General features: G+C 69.2%; 22 protein-coding genes. 2 read left to right on the top strand and 20 right to left on the bottom strand.

Going from position 1 to position 21,651, the window contains the following annotated elements:
• Window positions 1-24: 24 nt before the first annotated feature.
• Together AC2YHB_RS10810 and AC2YHB_RS10805 are read right to left on the bottom strand one after the other, a co-directional pair.
• Complete coding sequence (locus tag AC2YHB_RS10810) at window positions 25-1,281, bottom strand: aspartate aminotransferase family protein (protein ID WP_487353868.1); 1,257 nt, start codon at window positions 1,279-1,281, stop codon at window positions 25-27.
• Between the two features lie 19 nt (window positions 1,282-1,300).
• A complete protein-coding gene (locus tag AC2YHB_RS10805) occupies window positions 1,301-2,173 on the bottom strand; it encodes a phytanoyl-CoA dioxygenase family protein (protein WP_487353867.1) in 873 nt (290 codons plus the stop codon).
• A 104-nt stretch (window positions 2,174-2,277) separates the two neighbouring features.
• On the opposite strand from AC2YHB_RS10805, the gene AC2YHB_RS10800 reads away from it, so the two are divergent.
• Entirely contained in the window at window positions 2,278-3,291 is a 1,014-nt protein-coding gene (locus AC2YHB_RS10800; RefSeq protein ID WP_487353866.1) for an alpha/beta hydrolase, read from the top strand.
• On the opposite strand, the gene AC2YHB_RS10795 is transcribed toward AC2YHB_RS10800, so the two are convergent.
• From AC2YHB_RS10795 to AC2YHB_RS10735, 13 genes are all read right to left on the bottom strand, one after another.
• Entirely contained in the window at window positions 3,273-3,854 is a 582-nt protein-coding gene (locus AC2YHB_RS10795) for a TetR/AcrR family transcriptional regulator (protein WP_487353865.1), read from the bottom strand. The two genes, AC2YHB_RS10800 and AC2YHB_RS10795, sit on opposite strands and share 19 nt — an antisense overlap.
• Before the next feature lie 72 nt (window positions 3,855-3,926).
• Window positions 3,927-4,793, bottom strand: coding sequence for an NAD(P)-binding domain-containing protein (locus tag AC2YHB_RS10790; protein WP_487353864.1), 867 nt, complete (start codon window positions 4,791-4,793; stop codon window positions 3,927-3,929).
• Between the two features lie 32 nt (window positions 4,794-4,825).
• On the bottom strand, window positions 4,826-5,719 hold the full coding sequence (locus tag AC2YHB_RS10785; protein ID WP_487353863.1) for an NAD(P)-binding domain-containing protein: 894 nt from the start codon (window positions 5,717-5,719) through the stop codon (window positions 4,826-4,828).
• Window positions 5,716-7,947 (bottom strand): ATP-dependent Clp protease ATP-binding subunit, encoded by a 2,232-nt coding sequence (locus AC2YHB_RS10780; RefSeq protein ID WP_487353862.1) that lies wholly within the window; start codon window positions 7,945-7,947, stop codon window positions 5,716-5,718. The genes AC2YHB_RS10785 and AC2YHB_RS10780 overlap by 4 nt, the downstream gene beginning before the upstream one ends.
• Window positions 7,944-9,344 (bottom strand): flavin monoamine oxidase family protein, encoded by a 1,401-nt coding sequence (locus AC2YHB_RS10775; RefSeq protein WP_487353861.1) that lies wholly within the window; start codon window positions 9,342-9,344, stop codon window positions 7,944-7,946. The genes AC2YHB_RS10780 and AC2YHB_RS10775 overlap by 4 nt, the downstream gene beginning before the upstream one ends.
• A gap of 57 nt (window positions 9,345-9,401) precedes the next feature.
• A complete protein-coding gene (locus AC2YHB_RS10770; RefSeq protein WP_487353860.1) occupies window positions 9,402-9,821 on the bottom strand; it encodes a YybH family protein in 420 nt (139 codons plus the stop codon).
• Window positions 9,818-11,332 carry an aldehyde dehydrogenase family protein gene (locus AC2YHB_RS10765; protein WP_487353859.1) on the bottom strand — a complete coding sequence of 505 codons (1,515 nt, stop codon included), beginning with the start codon at window positions 11,330-11,332 and terminating at the stop codon, window positions 9,818-9,820. Before AC2YHB_RS10765 ends, AC2YHB_RS10770 begins: the two co-directional genes overlap by 4 nt.
• Complete coding sequence (locus tag AC2YHB_RS10760) at window positions 11,329-12,111, bottom strand: gamma-glutamyl-gamma-aminobutyrate hydrolase family protein (RefSeq protein WP_487353858.1); 783 nt, start codon at window positions 12,109-12,111, stop codon at window positions 11,329-11,331. The genes AC2YHB_RS10765 and AC2YHB_RS10760 overlap by 4 nt, the downstream gene beginning before the upstream one ends.
• Window positions 12,108-13,217 (bottom strand): Zn-dependent alcohol dehydrogenase, encoded by a 1,110-nt coding sequence (locus tag AC2YHB_RS10755; RefSeq protein ID WP_487353857.1) that lies wholly within the window; start codon window positions 13,215-13,217, stop codon window positions 12,108-12,110. The genes AC2YHB_RS10760 and AC2YHB_RS10755 overlap by 4 nt, the downstream gene beginning before the upstream one ends.
• The gene (locus tag AC2YHB_RS10750) at window positions 13,214-14,593 is read right to left on the bottom strand and encodes a glutamine synthetase family protein (protein ID WP_487353856.1); all 1,380 of its coding nucleotides are present in this window, start codon (window positions 14,591-14,593) and stop codon (window positions 13,214-13,216) included. The genes AC2YHB_RS10755 and AC2YHB_RS10750 overlap by 4 nt, the downstream gene beginning before the upstream one ends.
• The gene (locus AC2YHB_RS10745; protein ID WP_487353855.1) at window positions 14,586-15,197 is read right to left on the bottom strand and encodes a hypothetical protein; all 612 of its coding nucleotides are present in this window, start codon (window positions 15,195-15,197) and stop codon (window positions 14,586-14,588) included. Before AC2YHB_RS10745 ends, AC2YHB_RS10750 begins: the two co-directional genes overlap by 8 nt.
• 81 nt (window positions 15,198-15,278) lie before the next feature.
• Window positions 15,279-15,431 (bottom strand): hypothetical protein, encoded by a 153-nt coding sequence (locus AC2YHB_RS10740; protein WP_487353854.1) that lies wholly within the window; start codon window positions 15,429-15,431, stop codon window positions 15,279-15,281.
• 162 nt (window positions 15,432-15,593) lie between these two features.
• The gene (locus AC2YHB_RS10735; protein ID WP_487353853.1) at window positions 15,594-16,298 is read right to left on the bottom strand and encodes a hypothetical protein; all 705 of its coding nucleotides are present in this window, start codon (window positions 16,296-16,298) and stop codon (window positions 15,594-15,596) included.
• Between the two features lie 310 nt (window positions 16,299-16,608).
• Here AC2YHB_RS10735 and AC2YHB_RS10730 point away from each other — a divergent pair, with 310 nt between their 5' ends.
• Window positions 16,609-17,841 (top strand): PucR family transcriptional regulator, encoded by a 1,233-nt coding sequence (locus AC2YHB_RS10730; protein WP_487353852.1) that lies wholly within the window; start codon window positions 16,609-16,611, stop codon window positions 17,839-17,841.
• A 4-nt stretch (window positions 17,842-17,845) separates the two neighbouring features.
• Here AC2YHB_RS10730 and AC2YHB_RS10725 read toward each other — a convergent pair whose 3' ends face one another.
• From AC2YHB_RS10725 to AC2YHB_RS10705, 5 genes are all read right to left on the bottom strand, one after another.
• Window positions 17,846-19,003, bottom strand: a complete 1,158-nt coding sequence (locus tag AC2YHB_RS10725; protein ID WP_487353890.1) for an MFS transporter — start codon at window positions 19,001-19,003, stop codon at window positions 17,846-17,848.
• Between the two features lie 239 nt (window positions 19,004-19,242).
• A complete protein-coding gene (locus AC2YHB_RS10720) occupies window positions 19,243-19,566 on the bottom strand; it encodes a DMT family transporter (protein ID WP_487353851.1) in 324 nt (107 codons plus the stop codon).
• Window positions 19,563-19,925, bottom strand: a complete 363-nt coding sequence (locus AC2YHB_RS10715; RefSeq protein ID WP_487353850.1) for a DMT family transporter — start codon at window positions 19,923-19,925, stop codon at window positions 19,563-19,565. Before AC2YHB_RS10715 ends, AC2YHB_RS10720 begins: the two co-directional genes overlap by 4 nt.
• A gap of 11 nt (window positions 19,926-19,936) precedes the next feature.
• Window positions 19,937-20,143, bottom strand: a complete 207-nt coding sequence (locus AC2YHB_RS10710; RefSeq protein ID WP_487353849.1) for a hypothetical protein — start codon at window positions 20,141-20,143, stop codon at window positions 19,937-19,939.
• Window positions 20,144-20,148: 5 nt separating this feature from the next.
• Window positions 20,149-21,600 carry a flavin-containing monooxygenase gene (locus AC2YHB_RS10705; protein ID WP_487353848.1) on the bottom strand — a complete coding sequence of 484 codons (1,452 nt, stop codon included), beginning with the start codon at window positions 21,598-21,600 and terminating at the stop codon, window positions 20,149-20,151.
• Window positions 21,601-21,651 lie beyond the last annotated feature (51 nt).

Genomic DNA, 21,651 nt, shown 5'->3' with positions numbered 1-21,651 from the left:
ATCGGGTGTTGCTGAGGTCGTGGGTCATAGCCGGCGGAGGACCTTCTCGAGCGCCTCGGCTGTCGTCTCGACGTCGGAGGTCGTGTGGGCCGTGGAGAGGAAGACCTTCCCGGAGGGCATGAACAGGAAGCCCTGACGGACCATCCCGTCGAGGATCAAGCCCCACAGGCCGCCCGTTCCGTGCAAGCCGGTGGCTCCGTCTGCGGGCACGTACTGCAGGAGCGAGCCCACACGGTTGAAGGTTCCGCAGCCCGGCACCGTGTCGAGGGCAGCCCCGACGACGTCGTCGAAGTACGCTGAGATCTTGTCCAACGTGTCGTAGACCGCGGGGTCGGCCAGCACCTGCATGGTGGCTTCGACCGCCGCGAGGGCGATGGGGTTGCCGTTGAAGGTGCCGGCGTGCACCACGCCGTCGTCGACCTGGTCGATGAGGTCGGCGCGCCCGACGACGGCACTCTGCGTGGAGCCACCCGCCATCGCCTTGCCGAAGACGGACAGGTCCGGACGGACGCCGTACTTCTCAGCGGCGCCGCCCCGGGCGATCCGGAACCCGGTGATCACCTCGTCGAATATCAGGACGACGCCGTGCACGTCGCACAGCGACCGCAGGGTGGGTAGGAAGTCGGCGGACGGCGCCTCGACCCCGCCGTTGCTCAGGATCGGGTCCACGAGAACGGCCGCGATGTCGCGCTCGACGGCCTCCGTCAGCAGCCGCTCGGCCAGCGCGACGTCGTTGAAGCCGCCGACGACCAGGTCGTCGAGGACGCTGGGCGACTGTCCTCTGCTCGCAGGGGTGGCGGGTCTCCCGCTGTCGGCTTCGACCAGACCGGCGTACACCGAGTCGTGCCAGCCGTGGTAGGTGCGGGCGAACTTGAGGACACGTCGGCGACCCGTCGCGGCACGGGCGAGGCGCAGCGCGACCTGGACGGCCTCGGTGCCGGTGTTGCTCCACAGCAACCGCTCCCCGTGGGGCACGGCGTCGAGCACGGCCTCGGCGGCCAGGTACTCGAGCTCGTGGCCGGTGCCGACGACCTGCATCCGGGTCGCGACCTCGGCAACGGCCTCGGCGATCCGGGGGTCGCCGTGACCGAGGACGAGCGGACCCCAGGCCATCACGTAGTCGACGTACCGGTCGCCGTCGAGGTCCCACACATGCGCCCCGCGGGCCTCACGGACGAAGAGCGGATGAGGACGCATGGCGGCCCGCAGGCCGGAGCCGACTCCCCCGCCGACGCTTGCCCTGGCCCGCTCGAAGGCGATCCGTGAGCTCTCGAGTGCCACCTGGAACCCTTCGATGCCCTCAGCCGTCGAGGCGGAGGTAGTCGCCGAGCTCTGCGTAGTCGACCTGCCACAGACCGCCCGAACCCTTGGGGAACTGCGACCGAAAGCCGAGCAGGCGCTGAACCCGGGGAGACAGCGTCTTGGCGAGCTCCAGGTCGACCAGGAACGGATACGCCTCCTCGCCGGTGAGGAAACCGGGGTTGAGCGCGAACGCGACAGCCCGTCGGTACTCGTCCGCGGTGCGGTTCGCTCCACCGCCGTGAGCGACCTTCCCGCTGAAGAGCAGGACGTCACCGGCCTTCATCTCCGCCGGGATCGTGTCCTCCGGCGTCCCACGGTCCTCGAAGTCGTCCCAGTGGTTGCTGCCCGGGATGACCCGCGTAGCGCCGTTCTCATCGGTGAAGTCGGTGAAGGCGATGAGGAAGTTCAGGACCGCCTCGGGACCGTCCTTGCCCAGCTGGACGAAGGGATGCCAGTTCTCGAGGTCACGGTGCAGCATCTGGGCGTCATTCCCGGGACCGATCTCGATCACCTGGGCCGTAGTCATCCAATAGGTGCCGGACTCCTCGAGGAAGGTCGCGTCACAGAGGCTGTGGACCAGGTCGTGGTCGATGATCTCGTTGCGAAACGTCGGGCTCAGGGTCACCAGGTTGGTCAGTCGCTTGGTGTTGGTGCCGTGGAAGGCCTGCATCATCTCGTCGTCGTGCCTCGACCCGGGCGCGAGCGCCTGCATCGCTGGCTCGACCTCCGCGTTGAACCTGTCGATCTGATCGCGGGTGAGGAAGTTCTTGATAGTCACAGCGCCGTCGCGGGCCACGATCGCGAGGACCTCCTCGACAGACGCGTCCGCCGTCACCGACTGCAACGACTGGACATCGGGGGTGGTGGTCATGCGTGGCTCCTTCGCGCAGCGGGGCGACTTGTTCAAACGACTGTATCAGTTGATCATGTGAGGGGGAACACCCTTTCTCGACCGGCCTACCGCTAGGAGTGCACGTGCAAGAGACGCTCTGGACCGACCTCCTCGACGAGGAGGCCAGGCAGGTGGCAGACCTGCTGGCCACTGCACTGCCGGGCCCGCTCCACACCCTCGGCCTCGAGGGCGTGCGCGCCTTCACGGCCCCGCAGCCGCCCACCCGGACCACCGCGGTGGCGGTCGTCCGCGAGCACTTCGCCGGCGAGCCGGCCGCCCGCATCCGGGAGTACCGACCCGTCGAGGGAGGCGCCGCGCCGGCCGTGCTGTACGTCCACGGCGGAGGCTTCACGGTCGGCAGCCTCGACGGCGTCGACGAGCTGTGTCGCCGTATCGCCACGCAGGCCGACTGCGCAGTCTTCTCCTTGGAGTACCGCCTCGCGCCCGAGAACCCCTACCCCGCCGCGCTGGACGACGTCCGCGCCGCCTGGGCGTGGTTGACCGAGCACGCGACGTCACTGGGGGTCGATCCGGACCGTGTGGCGGTCGCCGGGGACTCGGCCGGAGGCGGCCTGGTTGCCGCCCTGTGCCTGGACCTTCGCGAGCGAGGCTGCAGCCAACCGGTCCTGCAGGTCTTGGCCTACCCCGCGGTCGACGACTCCTTCGCTCGCCCGTCCTGGACCGAGTTCGCGGATGCTCCCTTGCTGGGATCCGAGGACGCTCAGTGGTTCTGGCGGCAGTACGTCGGCGAGACCGGCATCGCCCCCGACACCCTCGCCGCCCCGATGCGCGCGGCGACTCTCGCCGCCCTGGCCCCCGCGCACGTGATCACCGCCGAGGTCGATCCACTGCGCGACGATGGCGAGGCGTACGCCGCGCGGCTCGCCGCCGATGGGGTTCCGGTGACGCAACAACGATATGCCGGCGTGTTCCACGGATTCTTCACCGAGGTGGAGACGTATCGGCAGGCCCGACGCGCCATCAACGATGCCTGCGAGCGGCTGCGTGCCGCGTTCGCCGCCTCACCCGCGGCCGATCGGCAGCTCGACGCGGCCGCGACACTGTCGGCGCAGCGCCGTCACGCGGAACCGACGTAGGCCGTCAGCATCTCGCGCGCCGTCTGGGTCTCCCGGAGGACCGCCAGCTCATCGCCATGGGTGATCAGCTGCATGCACAGACCGTCGACGATCGCCAGGAAGACCCTGGCCAGGCTCTCGAGCTCGTCCTCGGCGAGCGGAGAACGCGCACGTCGCAGCAGGCCCTTCCATGCCTCGATGACCGTGTCGTAGAGACGCTCCGCGAGCTCGGAGTCGTTGCGCTCCGCCCACAGCCAGATCTCGATCTGCGCCCGGTTGGCGGCAGGGTTGGCGATGGCCCAGCCGACGGTCTCCTCGACGAGGTGGGCCGCGAGCGCACTCGTGCTCTGGTCGGTCGCACCTGCCTGCGCGATGTCGTTCTGCACGAGCTCGGCCAGATGCTCGAACACGGCCCAGAGCAGGTTCTCCTTGGCCTGGAAGCAGTAGTGCAGCGTCGCGAGCGAGGCCCCTGCCTCGCTGGCGATCCGTCTCGTCGTCGCGCCATCAACGCCCTCGCGGGCGATCACCGCCAGAGCCGCCTCGACGAGCTGTTGTCTCCGGACCTCGGTGGGGATGTACGCCATGTTCTTCCGTCCGACTAAGTCATTTGAACAATTTAGGCTAGCACCCTCGACACCCCCGGCCCTCGACGCCGATCAGTCCCCGCTGGTCGATGAAGCCGTCAGCAGCCCACTCAGCGCCGACAGCCCGAGATGACCGCTCCCTGCTGCACTGGCTTCGGCCAGCAGGCGGGCCGCTGTGGTCGCGACAGGGGCCTGCTGAGACGCCCTTCTCAGCTCCTCGGCGATCAGCCGGTCGCCGTAGGCATAGGTGTCGATCACCGCTCGCGACGAGTGGTGGTCATCGGTCTCGATCCCGTGATGGATCTCCTCCGTCGCGGAGACGAGGTTGTGAGCGAAGGTGCGCATCACGCGGACCGCCCCCTCCACACCGACCCCGGCCCGCTGCAGGTAGGTGACCATCTCCACGCACGCCACCGCGGCAGGAAGGTAGAAGAGCACCCCGCCCGTCAGCAGCGCGTTCGCAGCCGTGACGTCCGCCCCGAGGTACACCGGATCCGGATCCAGGCGCCGGAGGATCGACTCCGCCGCACACCAGGCGGCGTCGCTGCCGGCGTACGCGAAGAGTCCGTGCGGGCCGCCGATGTCCTCGGGGTAGCAGAACATGCTCCCGTCGAGGAAGAGCGCTCCTCGATCGGCGGCCCATCGGCTCATCTCCTCAGCTTCTCGGGGGCTTCCCGAGGCGAGGTGCACCACCACCGTTCCGCTCCAGTTATCGACCGGAGCGAAGGCGGCGTACGCCGCGTCGTAGTCAGCCAGACACGAGAGGACGACACCGGCGCCGGCGACGAGGTCAGACATCTCCCGTACGGCGCGGATCCCCTCCGACGAGAACTCCAGCGCCCGCTCATGGGTCCGGTTCCACACGGCGACCGAGCAATCGCGGTCGGCCAGGGTGCGGGCCAGCGCGGCCCCCATGAGTCCGCAGCCGACGACGGCCACGTCAGCGGGCTCAGCTGGAGGGGTGGGCATGGTCAGTCCTGGGTGCGCGTGAAGCCGTCGTAGGCCGCGGCCAGCGCCAGGTCGCCCTTGTCCTCGACCATGCCTGCAAGGAGATCGACGAACGCCCCCAGCATCGGCGCGGGCTGACCGATGCGCTCCATGTCGGCTCGGCTCACGATCATGGCGTCGAGATGCGTTCGCAGGTCCGCCTGGTCGCTGGTGAAGTCGCCGCTCTGCAGATGCTCGACGGCGACACGAGACGCGTGCGAGGTCAACGGCACACCGAGCCGTTCGTTGAAGTCCAGGACCGTCGCAGGAGGCACGCCGTAGTGGGCGGCATAGGCCGCAGCCTCGTAGAACCCGGCGAGGGAGACGTGGTGCATGACGCTGCCCGCCGAGCCGAGGATGTTCGGAAGGCCAGGGTCAGCGCCGTCGTAGTGCGGTCGGCTCAACGCCGCCAGAAGCGACAGTTGGGCGTCGAACACCGCGCGATCTCCGGCGTACGCGACGGCGTCCGACTCCGGCCCCAGGTTGACCGGATAGTCGTAGATGTTGCCGTCGAGGTAACGCGCGCCGCGCTCCTCCACCCAGCTGCTCATGGCGCGGGCCTGGTCTGGGTTGCCCCAGGTGAGGTTCACGACGACGTGTCCAGCCAGGGTGCCTGCGTGGTCAGCCTGCTCGAGAAGCGCCTGGACGTGCTCGTAGCGGTCCAGGCAGAACAGGGCCACAGCAGCACCACCCACGGCTCCCGCCGGGTCCGACGCGACGGTCGCGCCGGCATCGACGAGCGATGCCGCCTTCTCGATCGAGCGGTTCCAGACCGTCGTGGTGAAGCCGGCCTCGAGGAGGAGGCGGGCCAACGCGGCCCCCATGTGCCCGAGCCCGAGCACCGCGATGTCCTGCTGCGTCGTGTCTGGTCTCTTCACTCTTCGGTACCCGATCGGGCGACAGCCGCCGCGATGCATCCCTCCATGACGTCGACCACCACCTGCTCACCCCGACGCGGACCAACGGTCAGCACGCAGCGCGAGACCGCTGTCGTGACCTGCTGCTGGAACACACGAGCCAGCAGACGTGCCCCGTGGTCCTCGTCGTACCCGAGACGCGCCACGTAGGCCCGTGCCTCGTCCGTCACTCGCAGCGCGATCCCGCGGTGGGCAAGACGCGTGGAGAGGGCGTCGACCTGCATGCCGATCAGCCGGTCGATGTCGCTCTCGGCCAGGGGCTCGAGAGGTACGATGTCGTCCAGCCGGGTGACGAAGTCGGCCCGGAAAGTCTGGGTGACAGCTGTGAGGTCGACGAGGCTCGAGGTCATGGCGAGCACGACGTTGCGGAAGCTGACCAACCGGCCCTGGCTGTCGGTGAGAGATCCCTGATCCATTACCTGGCGCAGCAGCGCGTGCACGTCGGGGTGGGCCTGCTCGATCTCGTCGAGGAGGACGACGGAGTAAGGCCGACGACGGACGGCCTCGGTCAGTTGACCACCCTCCTCGTAGCCGACGTAGCCCGGCGGCGCACCGATCAGGCGGGCAACGGCCTGCCGCTCGGAGTACTCGGACATGTCGAGCTGGACCAGGGCCTCGTCACTGCCGAACATGAACTCAGCGAGGACGTGCGCGATATGCGTCTTGCCCACCCCGGACGGGCCGCACAGGAGCAGTGAGGCGAGCGGCCGCACCGGGTCGGCTAGGCCGGCTCGCGCGTTGCGCAGGGCGGCCGAGACGCGGGCCACCGCCATGGTCTGGCCGACGACGTGCTCGCCGAGACGCTCCTCCATCGTCGCGAGCTTCTCGAGCTCCGCCTCCTGCAGGCGCGTGACGGGAATGCCGGTCCACGCGGCGACGACGCGAGCGATGTTGTCATCGTCGACGACCTCCGCATCCACGTCGACCTCGTTGCGCCTGTCCAGCTCGATCCGGAGCTGGGAGCCGGCCTCGTCGATGAGGTCGATCGCCTTGTCCGGCAGGAACCGGTCGGGGATGTAGCGCTTGCTCAGGGCCACGGCAGAGACGAGTGCGGCATCGGTCAGGCGCACGCCGTGGTGCTGCTCGTAGCCGGAGCGCAGGCCCCGCAGCATCTCGACGGCGCTGGCGGCCGATGGCTCGTCGACCTGGACGGGCTGGAACCTGCGCTCGAGCGCGGCGTCCTTCTCGACGTACCTGCGGTACTCGTCGAGCGTGGTGGCGCCAAGGGTGCGCAGCTCGCCGCGCGCCAACATCGGCTTGAGGAGATTGCCGGCATCCACGGAACCCTCGGCGGCTCCTGCACCCACGATGGTGTGCAGCTCGTCGACGAAGAGGACGACGCCACCCTGCGCATCGCCGACGTCGGTCAGGATCGCCTTGATCCTGTCCTCGAACTCGCCGCGGTAGCTCGCGCCGGCGACGAGAGAACCCACGTCGAGCGCTACGAGCCGCTGGTTCAGCAGGCCGGCGGGTACGTCGCCGGCGACGATCCGCTGGGCGAGACCCTCGGCGATCGCCGTCTTGCCGACTCCGGGGTCCCCGATCAGGACGGGGTTGTTCTTGCGGCGGCGACCCAGCACCTGGATCACACGCTCGATCTCGGCATCCCTGCCGAGCACCGGGTCGAGCTTGCCCCGGAACGCCAGCTCGGTCAGGTCACGGCTGTAGCGCCGGAGCTGAGTCGAGACCGGCGCCGGCCGCCACTGGAGGTCGAGGTAGGTCCGCTCGGGCTCGGCGTCCTGCACCGTCACCGGGCCACGCACCCGGAGGACCGCGTCGAGCATCGCTCTCCGGTCGACGCCGAACGACCCGAGGATCGCCCCCACGCCGTCGCGGTAGCCGGCCAACGCGATCAACAGGTGCTCGACCGACACGTAGGCGTCGCCCACCTGCTTCGCCTCGTGCTCGGCTGCACGCAGCGCCGCGGTCAGCGTCGTGCTGTCTGCCGCGGCGGCAGCGCTCAGTTCAGCACTCAGGGCGACGAGATCCGTGCCGAGCTCCGCAAAGACCAGAGCGGTGATCGTGCGTTCCTGCTGGAGCAGCGCACGCAGGAGCGCGCCAGGCCCTGGCCCCCGTTCGGTGCCGGCCAAGGAGGCGGCCAGGTCCAGAGCCTCGAGCGCCCGTCGGGTGTAGTCCCCCCGGAGCTCCACGCTCGAGGCGTCCTGGCCGACCTCCGCGACCATGCTCATGCCTGGGCGGACGCTGACGCAGCAGTCGACGCCTTCGCGCGAGCGGGCACCTTGGACTCGATCGCCTCGCGGGTCATGAGCCGCTGGGCGTCGACAGCTGCCTTCTTGCCCATCTCGATCGCACCCTCGAACCAGACGAGGAACGTCTGGGCGATGTCGGCGGTGGCGAAGTGCAGGCGGCCCTCCGGGCGTGCCGTCTCGGCGTGGTACTTGCTGATGATGCCTGCGGGGAGTGCGAGCCAGTCGCCCTTGCCCGACCACTCGTCCTCGTTCCAGTCGTGGAGCTCGAAGGCAACCAGCTCCGCCTCCGGGAAGAAGGCGTGCAGGAAGGCTTCGACACCTGCGAAGTCCGTGCCGAACCGGTCCTTGTTGTCGGGGTGGTTCGTGTAGAAGCCGGTCATCAGCTGCCCGGCCTCGCCGAGGTCGGTGTCGGTGTAGAGGCACCACGCACCGTTCTCGGTCTCGGTGTTCGCCAGTGCGAACGGGATGTGAGGCGCGTTCCTCACCTGCATGTGGACCTTGACCGACGCGGAGTTGTGGTGGCCCCCAGCGGTGAGCATCTTCCCCTCGCTTAGGGGCGGGTCGAAGGTGATGTTCTTCCAGCACGCGACAGGGGTAGCGACCACCACGGTGCTCGCCGTGAACGTGTCCCCCGCTGCTGTGGTGACGGTCGCGCCGCTGTCATCCTGGCGGACCGAGGCGACAGGACTGCTCAGCCGGATGTCGGCGCCGGAGTCCGCAGCCATCGCGTCGACGAGCGTGCTGATCCCCTCCTCGGTGTACTCGTCGAGGACACCCCAGGCACGGATCAGGCTGTAGTCCATCTGCGCGACGAACTGCAGTGGCGGAAGGGCCGAGATCTCATGGGGGTAGCGACCGGTGAAGAAGCTCCCGAGGAAGGTGAAGAAGCCCCGGGTCGCGGGACCGACCTTGAGGTTGTCCAGGTACTCGCTGAACGGGATGTCCAGATCGGCCAGGTTCTGCCGGTCCAGCGGAATGCCGAGTGTGATGCGCTTGGCGTCGCTGATGATCTGGTGTGCTGCCCGCTCGAAGTCGAAAACGTCCTCCACCGGCACCGGCAAGGGCCCAGGGTTGTACTGACCCCGGTCGACGGTCGGGTAGCACTCGGGCCACGGGCTGTGGACGACCGTCAGGCCGTAACGCTCGATCTCGGCCATCACGTTGACCTGCTTGTCCGACCAGACGTACTGGCCACCGTGCTCGATGACGCCCTCCCAGTCACCGATCGAGCCGCGCTCCGAGTAGACCCGACCGCCTAGGCGGTCCCGTGCCTCCAGCACCAACACCGAGTAGCCCTGCTCGGCCAGGTCACGACAGGCGGTCACGCCAGCAAAGCCACCGCCGATCACGATGGTGTCGAAGTCGTGCTTGCTCATCTTGAACTCCTCTGTCGTACGTCGACCCCGGACCTCCATCGCGGGGTGGTGGGTTGGTCAGGCGACGCCGGCCGCGGCGAACTTCTCCGCGACTCCCGCCTCGTCGGAGAAGGCCACCTCGCGCACGACCTTGAGCGTGGTGAGGTCGAATTGGTAGGCGACGAACATCGGCCAGCTGATCGTGACCTTCTCGCCCGACTCGGTCGCTGCGCTCGCCGAGGCCTCGAGCGTCACGGCGAGGACGTCGTCGACGGCGTGCATCGTCGCGAGCTCGACCGAGAAGCCTGCGTCCCCGGCCCACAGCTCCTGCACGTAGGCCTTGAGACCGGCCTTGTCCCTCTCCTTGCCGTTCTCCACGAAGACGAGGGCGTCGTCGTAGTGGGCCATGAGCCCGTCGATGTCCTGAGCCTCCATGGCGGCCGCCAGCTCGCTGAGCCGGGCTTGGAGGGTGTCCTGGTGCTGCTGTGCGGTGCTCATGATGCTCCTTCGAGGGTGATCCATGTCGTCTTCAGCGAGGTGTACTTCTCCAGTCCGTGCACGCTCCGGTCGGCGCCGTGACCGGACAGCTTCTGGCCGCCGAAGGGCACCGAGGTGTCGCCCTCCTCGTAGCAGTTGACCCAGACCATGCCGGCCTGGATCTGCCGGGCCAGGCGGTGCGCGCGGCTCAGGTCGCTGGTCCAGACCGACGAACCGAGGCCGTAGTCGGAGTTGTTCGCGATCGCGACCGCCTCCTCCTCCGTCGAGAAGGTGAGGACCGACAGGACCGGGCCGAAGATCTCGTGCTGGGCGAGCCGGCTGTCCGGATCGACGTCGGTGAACACCGCGGGCGAGACGTACAGCCCGTCCTTGCGCTTCTCGTCGGATCCCATCAGCAGGGTGGCGCCGCCCGCGATGCCCTTGCGGATCTCGTCCACGACGTCGTCACGGTGGCCGGCGTAGGCCAGGGGGCCCATGGTCGTGGCCGGGTCGAGCGGGTCGCCGATCACGTGGGCTTCGAGATGCTTAACGACGCGGGCGACGAAATCGTCGCGGATGTCCTCGTGGACCACCAGCCGGGAGCCGGCGGTGCACATCTGGCCGCTGTTGAAGGAGATGGCCCAGGCGGCCACCTCCGCGGCCTCGTCGAGGTCGGGCGCGTCCGGGAAGACGATGTTGGGCGACTTGCCGCCCAGCTCGAGCGAGACCGGCTTGGCGTTGGACTCCCCCGCGTACGTCAGCAGCTTCTTGCCGACCTCGGTGGAGCCGGTGAACGTGAGCATGGCGACGTCATCGTGCAGCGCCAGCGCGGAGCCCACGGCGGAGCCGCTGCCGGTCACGACCTGGAGAGCACCCGCGGGGAGCCCTGCCTGAGCGGAGAGCTCGGCCGCACGCAGCAGCGACAGTGGGGTCTGGGTGGCGGGCTTGACCACGACGCTGTTCCCGGCGGCGAGCGCGGCAGGGATCTTGAACATGGCCAGCGTCATCGGGAAGTTCCACGGCGTGATCGCGCCGACGACGCCGAGCGGCTCACGGGTCACGAGGGCCAGGGCATCGTTGCGGCCACGCGGCGACTCGTCGTAGAGCTTGTCGACGAGCTCGCCGTACCAGCGGATCGTGTTGATCGCCGTGCGGAGCTCGACGTTCCAGGCGACCGTGACCGGCTTGCCCATCTCCAGGGCGAGCAGCAGTGCGAGCTCGTCGCGGTGCTGATCCAGGAGCTCGGCCCAGCGGATCAGCACCTCGCCCCGCTCACGCGGCTCGAGCCGGGACCAGCTGCCCCGCTCGAAGGTCCGGCGTGCCCCTTGCACGGCGCGGTCGACATCGGCGGCATCAGCGCTGGTCACGTGGGCGACGACCGAGCCGTCACGCGGGGTGACCAGCGGCAGGGTCCGTCCTGACGCATCGTCACAGGCACCGTCGACCCACATCGCCGACGGGATCGTGGTGTGCGCCTTCAGGTTGAGCCAGTCGTCGAGGGTGGTCAGCGTGCTCACACGGGGCGCGGTCATGCCATGACCTTTCTGTCCAGGACCAGCTCGTCGGCGGTACGCCGCGATGCCGCGCCCACCAGCCAGTCGAAGATCGGTTCGGGTTGGGTGGCGGTCCACTCGGGGTGCCACTGGACGCCCACGACCGGGCGGTCGGGGAGCTCGATGCACTCGACCACGCCGTCCGGCGTACGTCCCACGACGCGGAGGCCGTCGCCGGGTCGGTCGACTGCCTGGTGGTGCCAGGAGTTGGTCACCCGCCGGGAGCCGTAGACCGCGCGGGGCACGGACCCTTCCGTGAACTCGACGACGTGACCTGCTTCGCCGTCGCTGGGCGCGGCGTACGGAGCGGCGTGCACGATCGGTCCGTCGTGGAGGTGCTCGACCAGGGTGCCGCCGAGCACGACGTTGAGCAGCTGGTGGCCGCGGCACACGCCGAGCAGCGGTGTGCCGTCGCCCAGGGCAGCGACGATGAGCGCGGCCTCGTAGGCGTCACGCTCGGCGTCGTGGACGTCGTGGTCCCAGCGGGGGTCCGCGGACGGATCGACCGCGGCGCGCCCGCCCCAGCGGGCGGGGTGCACGTCCTGACCGCCGGTGATCACGATCCCGTCCAACCGCGGGACGACATCGGTCGCGTCGGCGGAGAACGGGATGAGCACGGGAATGCCACCGGCCCCGGCGACCGCTTCGGCGAAGGCAGAGAAGTAGCTGGCGATCCGCTGGTCGCGGAACCTCGCGGACGTGTTCGCCACCATGCCGAGCGCGAGCTGGCGTCCGGTGATGCCGATCAAGGGCTTCATGCCCGGCCGCCGATGCGGGCCACGACGCGGATCTCGTCGCCGGAGGCGAGCGCCTTGAAGCCCTCGTTGATGGTGGCCAGGTCGTACTCGGCGGTGACCAGGTCGTCGAGGCGCAGGGCACCCATCCGGTTGAACTCTGCATACACCGGGATGTCGACCTTGAAGTGGTTGGATCCCATGAAGCAGCCCTGGAGGCGCTTCTCCTCCAGGAACAGCTCGGAGCCGCGGATGTCGATCTGGTGCGCGTCCGGGACCATGCCCATCACGGTGGCCGTCCCGCCGGCGCGCAGCATCGCGAACGCCTGGCCGACCGTGCGGCCCGAGCCGACGGCCTCGAAGGCGTGGTGGACGCCGCCGCCCGAGACTGCTCGGACGGCGGCAACGGCGTCACCGTCGCGCGCGTCGACGACATCGGTGGCGCCGAACTCGAGGGCCTGGTGCAGCTTCTTGGGCACGACGTCGATGCCGATGACCTGTGCGGCGCCGGCGAGCCGGGCGGCCTGGAGTGCAGCGAACCCGACGCCCCCGAGCCCGATCACGGCCACGGTCTGGCCCGCGCGGACGCGCGCGCTGTGCAGCACGGCGCCCATGCCGGTTGTGACCGCGCACCCGAGCACACTCGCCGTCGCTGGACTCACATCGGCGGGCACCGCGACCAGACCGTTCTGGTGCACCAGCGCCATCTCGGCGAACCCGCCGATACCAGCGGTCGGGCGGACGGCCTGACCGGTGGCGTTGGTCAGCCGCGGCCGCGAGCGCTCCTGCTGCAGCCGGCCGCGGTTGACGCACAGCGTCTGGCGACCCTCGAGGCAGTAGGCGCACGTGCCGCAGAACATGGACAGGCAGGTCACGACGCGATCGCCCGGCGCGAAGTCCATGACCGAGCTGCCGACCTCGACGACCTCGCCGACGAGCTCGTGCCCCAGCACGATCGGCGGCGTCGTGTCGAACGTGCCGTCGATCTCGTGAAGGTCGGAGTGGCACAGTCCGGCGTACTCCACCCGGACCAGCACCTCGTCCGTGGCGGGGTCGTCGATCACCAGCTCCTCGATCTCGAGCTGGCCGGGCGCCCGGTTGAGGACGGCGGCCGCGATGCGCGTGCTCACACGAGCTCGAAGTAGCGCGCGAACTCCCAGGCAGTCAGGCCGGCATCAGGGTCGCCGCCGCCCATGGTGTGGAAGGCGAGCCACTCCCAGCGCCTGGTGCCGAGCCAGTAGGTCACGAGCTCCTCGCCCAGCACCTCGGGGAGGACCTTGTCGGCCTGGAGCGCGGTAGCCGCCTGGGTGATGCTGGTGGGGATGTCCTCCACCCCTCCGGGCAGGCCCCACGCCATGCCGACGAAGGGCTCCGGCGGCGCGGTCTGGTTGACGACGCCGTGGATCCCAGCGCCCGCTACGGCCGCGGCGACCAGGTAGACGTTGGCATCCGCGCCCGGCAGGCGGTACTCGATGCGGGAGTACGCCGGGTGCCCGGTGATCGCCCGCACCGCGGTGGTCTTGTTGTCGTGGCCCCACGTGATCGTGGTCGGCGGGCCCTCGAGCTGCACCAGCCGGCGGTAGGAGGTGATGAACGGCAGCGCGAAGGAGGTGGTGCCGGCCATCGCGGCCATGACGCCGCCCACGAAGTGCTGCATGACCTCGGAGCAACCGTCCGGGCTGTAGAAGGCGTTGCCGTCAGCACCGGTGAGCGAGAGGTTGATGTGGGACGCCTGGCCCCACGCGTCGGACCACTTCGCCATGAAGGTCACCGTGCGGCCCAGCTCGTAGGCGACCTCACGCATCACTTGCCGCGTCCGCGCCCACCGGTCCGCCGCGTCGAGGACGTCTCCGACCGCGACGTTGACCTCGACCTGACCGGCTGCCGCTTCGTCGTTCCACGCCTCCCAGCCGATGCCAATAGCGCGCAGGCGCGCTTCGACGGTCTCGAGGTACTCCCACCAGTCGGAGGACTTGCCCAGGACGTACGCCGACCCGGCCGTGCCCCCCAGCGGGGTGAGTCTCTGGTAGCCCCCGGCGCGAGCCTTCTGCACCGACTCCTCGAAGACGGTCGCCTCGATCTCGACGGCCGCCTTGATGCCGTACCCGAGCTCCTCGGCCCGCGCAGCGATCTTGCGCAGCTGGTTGCGCGGGCAGACACTGACCGGCTCACCCTCGGCCGTCCAGAAGTCCCCGATGACCGCGGCGACGCCCGGCCGCCACACGCACAGCGTGCCGAGGTCGGGGCGCAGGAAGATGTCTTCCAGCTCGCCCCGCCAGGACGGGAACGCGACGCCGAGGATCGGGAAGTTGCCGAGGTCGTTGCCGAAGACGACGTCCGCGAAGGCGACGCCGTTCTCGAGGCTGCCCAGGAACTTCTCCATCGACAGGGTCTTGCCGAGGAAGGTGCCGTCCAGGTTCGTGGCCTGGACCTGGACCGAGGTGATCTCGTTGTCCGCCAGCCACTGCTTGACCTCGGACGCCTGCATCGTCTTCGTCTCAGCCACCGAACCGCACCTTCCAGTGAGCACCGCACATCACGGACATCTGCGCCGCCGAGCCGACGATCGACACCACGCCGAACGCCACGGCGTACAGGAAGTTCTCGATCTGGCCGCTGAGGACGGCAGCGAGTGCCGGGCCGTACCCGTGGATCTCGTAGGAGTCGTCGCCGTCGCCGTAGGCCTCCTGGGTCTCCTCGTCGATGCACACGACCACCAGTCGGCTCGGAAAGCCGGAGGTGCCCTGGTTGACGTCCCAGAAGCGCGCCGCCGCGTCACGCCACTCGGGCAACGGCGGTGCGAGGAGTCGAGCGGCCGCGAGGCCGACGGCGTCCGTGGTCTCGCCGACGGTGTACTCCGGGTCGAACAGCAGCTCGGCCTGCTCCGCCCCATCAGCGAGCCCGTGGCTCACGAGCACACCGGACCCATCGAAGGTCAGCGACGCGGACTGCACGTCGGTGACCGAGCGCAGCGCGATGCTCCCGCTGGTCTGCTTGATCAGCTCCCGCAGCTCCGGGACCTGGGCGCTGGCCCGGAGGGTCCGGGCCAACGAGAGCACGAGCGGCGTGGGGTCGGCCTCCGTGGCGACCAGTGCTGCTGGGCTGTTCATGACTCACCTCTGATCGATTGACTTGATCGTATGATCAAGTATGACCCGGGTCACCCAGTGCGTCAATGGCCGAGATGGGTGTCAGAGATCAGGACGCAGGGAGGTGCCGACAGCGGCGGCGGCCTCGCTGGCCTCCGACGCGGCACGACGAGCACGGCGCTTGTGGCCGTTGAAGAGGTCGCCGAGCCGGTCGACAGCCCAGATCGTGCGCAACCCGGCGCGGCCCATCATCATGAACGGCGGGAACTTCGGCGAGACGCTTCGCGGTCGCCATGCCGCCGACACCGCCGCCGATCACCGCGACGTCGCAAATGATGCCCTCGGCGAGGGCCGGCTGGAGGTCGGTCGGCGGGTCGATCCAGCCGCTGAAGCTGGTGAGCTCCATGTTGTCGACATTCACGACGCTGCTCCGATCGGCCGAGGCGAGGGCGCAGGCGTGGCCGCGTTGTGCTCGCGCATCGCCTTGTAGGCGTAGTAGTAGGTGATGGCCTGCGCGCCCCACACGGTGAGCGCCATGGTGTAGAAGATCGTGCGGTCCGCGTCGTCGAAGGACAGGGGGAAGAAGTCGTAGGTGACCGCGACGTACGTCGCTGCGGCCGTCACGAGTCCCGTCACGACAGCGATCCGGGCGAGACCTGCCCGCCACAGGCGCATCGTGAAGTAGGCCAGGAACACGGTCGTGAGCAGGTTGGTCACGACGTAGAAGACCGCGAGGGCGACGTGCGGGAAGTCGTGCACCAGGTGGTCGCTGTGCATGCGTCCGAGGACGAGCGCGCCGGCGATGGCGAGCCCCGTGGCACCCAGCTTGACCGACGCCGGCGGCTTGTAGCCGTGCGTGACGGACAGCAGTCCGATGACGAGGATGAGCGTGATGCCGAACGATCGCGAGAACGCGTCGAGAGCGTAGGCCAGGTCGTACAGCGGACTGGACTTGTCGCCGCCGAGCAGCGACCAGAGCAGGAAGTTCGTCGAAGACACAGCCACCACGAACCACTCGAGGGTCAGCAGCTGGTTGCGGTAGTTGCGCCAGAACTTGAATCCATACGTCCAGGTCGTCGCCATCAGCCACAGATCGGACAGCAGGAACACGGTGTCCTTCATCGTCGGCTCCTCTCACTTGCACTCGTTGACTGGATCATTTGATCGAGCGTGTGCGGCGTCAGATCGCCACGTCAATGACCTGCAGGGGTGCCCGGACCAAGTCGGTGCACCGTGCACTCGAGCGGCTTGAGAGAGGTGCGCGCTGTCGTTGCGATCACCACGCGCCAGCGACGTTGAACGTCAACAGCTCCACTGCTTGGTCGACCCGATCACGCGTTGCATCTCCGGGCATGCCGACCGGGTGAATGCCGCACAGACCCAGGTCGAGATGCCCTGATCTCCGGCCCTACGGATCGTGCACACTGCGTCCATGGAGGAACTGTGGGCGGCACCCCCACCCGAGGCGGCCGACGTGATCCGGTCCGTGTGCCAGCAGCTCCTCACCGAGTCCGACGACCTGGCGGAGGCCCTCATCGGGCCGGCGCTCACGGCGCAGAACAGCGAGGAGCTGCTCGCGGACGGCTCCTTGGCCAACGAGGACCGCGCCATCGGTCGCTCCGACCTCGTCCACTGGCTCACCGCGAACATCCAGCACCCGGGGTGCCGGGTGGACCCCTACTTCAGCGCCCGGACGGTCGCGTACATCCGCGACCTCGCCTCGCGCCACATCGCTCCCGACTTCACGGCCGCATGGCGGGTGGCGCTCGGCCTTGCCTGGCGGCGCTGGCTCGAGGTCTGCCTGGCCCAGTGCACGGATCCCGCTGTGCTCGCCGCCGCCCTCGACGTGATGGCGCAGTCGATGGCTCAGTACGCCTTCGACTGGGTGGCCGCGGCGCGCGAAGCAAGCCTCGCCGACACAGTCGCCGACGCCGATGCCGAGGCGATCGCGATGATCCAGATGATCGCGAGTGGCACCTCCATCTCCCAGGAGGCCGCCGAGGCCCGCCTGAACTACCGGCTCGCACGCAACCACACCGCCCTCATCCTTTGGATGCTGGATCCTGGTCACGCGGAGGCCCTGGAGGCAGCAGTAGCGGCCGTGCGCTCAACGCCCGCCGGCCGGACCGCGCTCGTGGCCCGGGCCAGCACGACCTCCCGCTGGATCTGGCTCTCCGCTCCGACCGGTGCGGACCTGCACCCCGTCGAGAAGATCATGTCGAAGGCGGACGGCGTGCAGACGGCCGCCGGCCGGCCCGGCCACGGACTCGAGGGCTTCCGCTCCAGCCACCAGGACGCCCTCGCCGCGCAGGCCATGCTCCTCCGCCTCCGATCCGACCGGCCGTTCACGGCGTACGCCGACGTCGAGCTCATCGACACGCTGACCCGCGATCGCGCATCGGCGCAGCGCTTTGTCGTCAACACCCTCGGCCAGCTCGCCCATGCCGACCAGGCGTTGCGCGAGACCCTGCTGACCTACGTCCAGTGCGGATTCAACACCACGCGGGCGGCCGCCAGCCTCTATGCCCACCGCAACACGGTGGAGCGCCGCGTCTCGCGGGCCAACGAGCTGTCCGCAGTGAAGGTGGAGGACAACCCCACCCACGTCGCCGCGGCGCTCCTGGTGCTGGAGATCGCTCCTGATCTCGCCGCGGAAGGCCCGTAGAGTCTCAGGCGGCCACGCCGGCGCTGCTCGGCCGATCGAGGCGCCGGTACCAGGAGATCGCCGGCATCGCAACGATGGTGAGGAGGGCGAGGATGACGAAGTCGACCGACTCGTGTGCCACCAGCGTTCCGACGACCGTCGTGATCAGGACAGCCCCGATGTTGCCGGACAGCCAGATCAGGCCTGCGGCCGTGCCCTCGGCATCCTGGGCGTGCCGCTCTGTCAGAGCCAGCACGATCGGCAGCGCCGGAAGCAGCACGAGCCCGACGCCGATCAGCGTGATGTACGCCATGACCGTGTTCGGAGCCACGGCCAGGACCAGGCAAGCGCCCGCGGTCAGGGCAATGCCGAGGCCCATGACCTGCACCTCGCGAGCGTGCCGATCGGCCCAGACCGGCACGTAGGCGCTGGCGACCACCCCTGCGACCATCATGCTCGCCAGGATCAGACCGGCGCTGGTCTCGGACACTCCTGCCGGCTCCAGCAGGGGCTGGCCGTAGGTGACGAGTGCAGTGAAGGTACCCATGGGGATCGCGACGATGGCGCACAGTCGACGGAGGTAGCGGTTGCCGAACGCGGCGCGCACGGACTGGAGCCCGTTGGTCGCAGGAATGGCGTCTGCAGCGGCCAACGGCCGCACGACCCCCAAGGCGATGACGAGGCCGAGTGCGGCGACCGTCGCGATCACCGACGTGAGCACGGTGATCGTGCGGATGTGCTCCTCACCAGGGAGGCTGGCGCCGATCAGGCTGCCCGCGACCATGCCGGCGAAGATCGCTGACGAGGCCACAGCGATGCCGGTGGTGCGGTCCTTCGCCACGACGTAGACCACGACGAGCCCGGTGATCGCATTCAGGACGAAGGGCTGGCCCGCCGCGGCCACGACCTGGCCGGTCATCGCCCAGCCATAGCTGTCACCCGCCAGGCGCAGGAGCGCACCGCCGGCGGTCAGAAGGGCACCGAGGACCAGGGCAGGACGGAAGAAGCGGTCCAGGACCAGGCCGGCCGGAATCGCGACCAGCACGTAGACAAGCGGAAAGACCTGCGAGAGCCAGCCGACGGCGGTCACCGAGACACCGAAGTGCCGCGCCGCGTCGTTGGTCACGGGGGCGTAGTTCACCAGGAGTGCCTGACTCGCGGCCGCAACGGCGCAGTACGCCACGATCACGGCCCATCGGCTCCCCGAACCCTCCGGGGCTCCCTCGACGTGTGCGGCACGCCGCGGCGCCTGTACTGCCCTGCCCGACTCGTACGACGTCACCTGAGGTCCCCTTCCAGATCGTGGTGACCACTGTCACGATCGGGGCTACGCGTTGCTACGACACCGTGCACCGCGATCCGGCCAGGTCGGTGCACACTGTTGTAGCCCATGGCCCGGCCGCTCGGTGATCAAGTACTGACTCACCGCGTGGCGCCCAGCTCGACCATCAGCACGCCGACGGCGATGAGTCCGATACCTGCCACCGAGAGCGAGCTGAGCCGCTCGTCGAAGAGCCACCTCGATGCGACCGCGGTGGCGGCGACACCGCATGCCGCCCAGATGCCGTAGACGATCCCCAGGGGCGCCCCGTCAGCCAGGGCACCGGTGAGCGCGGCCAACGCACCGACGTACCCGAAGAGCGCCACGGCGAGCCAGCGACGACCGCCGGTCGTGGCGACCTTGAGGCAGAGGGTGGCGCCGACCTCGACGCAGATCGCGACGGCTACCAGGACGGCGCGCGTCATCGTTCGCCGTCCGCACGTTCGTCGGCCCGAGCGCTGAGCTCGACCAACAGCACTCCAGCGACGACGACCGCCAGCCCCAGCGCGGTGAGGGGAGTCAGCGGCTCCCGGTAGAGCACCGACGAGAGCCCGGCGGTGAGGGCCACCCCGGAGGCCGCCCAGACGCCGTAGACCGTGCCCAACGGAGCACCGCGCCGCAGCAGTTGCACGAGGAGGGCCGTCGCAACCGTGAAACCGAGCACCACGACGACGTAGAGCGCCGGACGGTGCAGTGCGCCCTTGAGGCTGAGCGATGCCGCGACCTCGCTCACGATCGCAGGGGCGAGAAGAACCCCGTGGCTCAGACGTGGCCGATCCGCCATGTCGCGCCCGTTCAGCCGCGCTGCGGGCTCGACAGCAGCGCATCGGCGATCCGGTGGGCATCCATCGCCGGCACTGCACCCAGCACGAGGGCCAGGTCCTCCAGGGCTGCGGCGAGGCCGCGGTAGTCGAGCTCGTACGCGATGGCTGCAGCGGCCCACGCCCCTGCCACCGCAGCCTTGACAACGCCTGGTGGCGCTGCCTCTGCGTCGGTCATCATCGTCCTCACCGGAACGTGAGGCGGCCGTCGTCGAGGTCGCTGAGGAGCGCCTCGGTCTCCGCGTGCACCTGCGGGTTGAGCCACGGCGCGTGGTCTCCCTGCTTGGGCATGTCGTCCATGTGCCGCACCAGGTAGCCCGACGTCACGCCGGTCATCCAGGGACGCCGCTCCATCGCCGACTCCTCCGCGGCGAGCAGCGGCCGGACCTCCCGGGCACCGACCTCGTCCATGCGGGCGAGCACGGCGCTCCAGAACTTGTTGACCAGCTCGATGCGGAGCGTCCAGGAGGAGTTGAGGTAGCCGAAGGCGGTCATCAGGTTCGGGACGCCGCTGAGGGCCACGCCCTTGTAGGTGAAGGACTCACCGACGTCGACCTGCCCCCCGTCGACGTACAGGTCGATCTTGCCGAAGGTGACGAGCTTGAGGCCGGTCGCCGTGACGACCACGTCGGCCTCGACCTCCTCCCCCGACGTCATCCGCAGACCGCGGGGCGTGAAGGTCTCGATGCAGCCGGTGACCACCTCGGCCCGGCCCTTGGCGATGGCGTGGAACAGGTCGCCGTTGGGCACGAGGCAGAGGCGCTGGTCCCACGGCTGGTACGACGGCGTGAAGTGCTGCTCCCTGATCTCGGGGCCCACGATCTCCTCGATCGCCTCGAAGAGGGGTCTCTTGAACTCCTCCGGCCAGGTGCGGGCCGCCTGATAACGCTCCTGCTGCAGCGCCAGGTTGCGCAGCCGGATGCGCTCGAACGCCTCCCGGTCACCGACCTCCTTGCGCAGCCGCTGGGCGTCCTCGTCGACGTCGGAGTCGATCGCGACGTACGTCGGCGACCGCTGCACCATGGTGACCTTCTCGGCCGTCTCGGCGAGCGCGGGAATGAGGGTGATCGCCGTCGCGCCCGAGCCGATGACGGCGACCTGCTGCCCCGAGCAGTCGACACCCTCGGGCCACTCCTGGGGGTGGATCACCCTGCCCTCGAACTGCTCGATACCGGGGAAGTCGGGCATGTTGCCGCCGTCGTAGTCGTAGTAGCCGGCCGCCAAGTAGAGGAAGGAACAGGTCCTGGTCTCGACGCCTGAGGGCGTGTCCACCTGCAGGGTCCAGCGGTGGGACTCGCTCGACCAGTCGGCGCGGCGTACCTTCCGGTTCAGGCGTACGTGCGAGGCGAGATCGTGCTCGGCGACGGCCTCGTGGAGGTAGTCCAGGATCGAGGCGCCGGACGCGATCGATTTCTCTTGCATCCACGGCTTGAACGCGTAGCCCAGGGTGAACATGTCGCTGTCCGAGCGGATGCCGGGGTACCTGAACAGGTCCCAGGTCCCGCCGAGTGCGTCGCGCTGCTCGAGCATGACGAACGACCTGGCGGGGTGGTCGGACTTCAGCTGGACCGCCGCGGCGATGCCGGAGAGACCCGCTCCCACGATGACGACGTCCTGGTGACCGGGGCGTGACTCCATGCCGACTCTTCCCTTCGACTTCCTCGTGGGCCGCTTGCCGATGCCCGCGAA

It is taken from the genome of Nocardioides sp. SRI_004, assembly GCF_057586415.1.
This window is presented reverse-complemented; position numbering and strand designations above follow the sequence as displayed.

Coding starts and splice junctions, on each gene's coding strand:
- AC2YHB_RS10805 (WP_487353867.1), bottom strand. CDS start 2,173: ATGACCACCACCCCCGATGTCCAGTCGTTGCAGTCGGTGACGGCGGAC.
- AC2YHB_RS10795 (WP_487353865.1), bottom strand. CDS start 3,854: ATGGCGTACATCCCCACCGAGGTCCGGAGACAACAGCTCGTCGAGGCG.
- AC2YHB_RS10780 (WP_487353862.1), bottom strand. CDS start 7,947: ATGAGCATGGTCGCGGAGGTCGGCCAGGACGCCTCGAGCGTGGAGCTC.
- AC2YHB_RS10775 (WP_487353861.1), bottom strand. CDS start 9,344: ATGAGCAAGCACGACTTCGACACCATCGTGATCGGCGGTGGCTTTGCT.
- AC2YHB_RS10770 (WP_487353860.1), bottom strand. CDS start 9,821: ATGAGCACCGCACAGCAGCACCAGGACACCCTCCAAGCCCGGCTCAGC.
- AC2YHB_RS10765 (WP_487353859.1), bottom strand. CDS start 11,332: ATGACCGCGCCCCGTGTGAGCACGCTGACCACCCTCGACGACTGGCTC.
- AC2YHB_RS10760 (WP_487353858.1), bottom strand. CDS start 12,111: ATGAAGCCCTTGATCGGCATCACCGGACGCCAGCTCGCGCTCGGCATG.
- AC2YHB_RS10745 (WP_487353855.1), bottom strand. CDS start 15,197: ATGAACAGCCCAGCAGCACTGGTCGCCACGGAGGCCGACCCCACGCCG.
- AC2YHB_RS10740 (WP_487353854.1), bottom strand. CDS start 15,431: ATGATGATGGGCCGCGCCGGGTTGCGCACGATCTGGGCTGTCGACCGG.
- AC2YHB_RS10735 (WP_487353853.1), bottom strand. CDS start 16,298: ATGAAGGACACCGTGTTCCTGCTGTCCGATCTGTGGCTGATGGCGACG.
- AC2YHB_RS10730 (WP_487353852.1), top strand. CDS start 16,609: ATGGAGGAACTGTGGGCGGCACCCCCACCCGAGGCGGCCGACGTGATC.
- AC2YHB_RS10720 (WP_487353851.1), bottom strand. CDS start 19,566: ATGACGCGCGCCGTCCTGGTAGCCGTCGCGATCTGCGTCGAGGTCGGC.
- AC2YHB_RS10715 (WP_487353850.1), bottom strand. CDS start 19,925: ATGGCGGATCGGCCACGTCTGAGCCACGGGGTTCTTCTCGCCCCTGCG.
- AC2YHB_RS10710 (WP_487353849.1), bottom strand. CDS start 20,143: ATGATGACCGACGCAGAGGCAGCGCCACCAGGCGTTGTCAAGGCTGCG.
- AC2YHB_RS10705 (WP_487353848.1), bottom strand. CDS start 21,600: ATGGAGTCACGCCCCGGTCACCAGGACGTCGTCATCGTGGGAGCGGGT.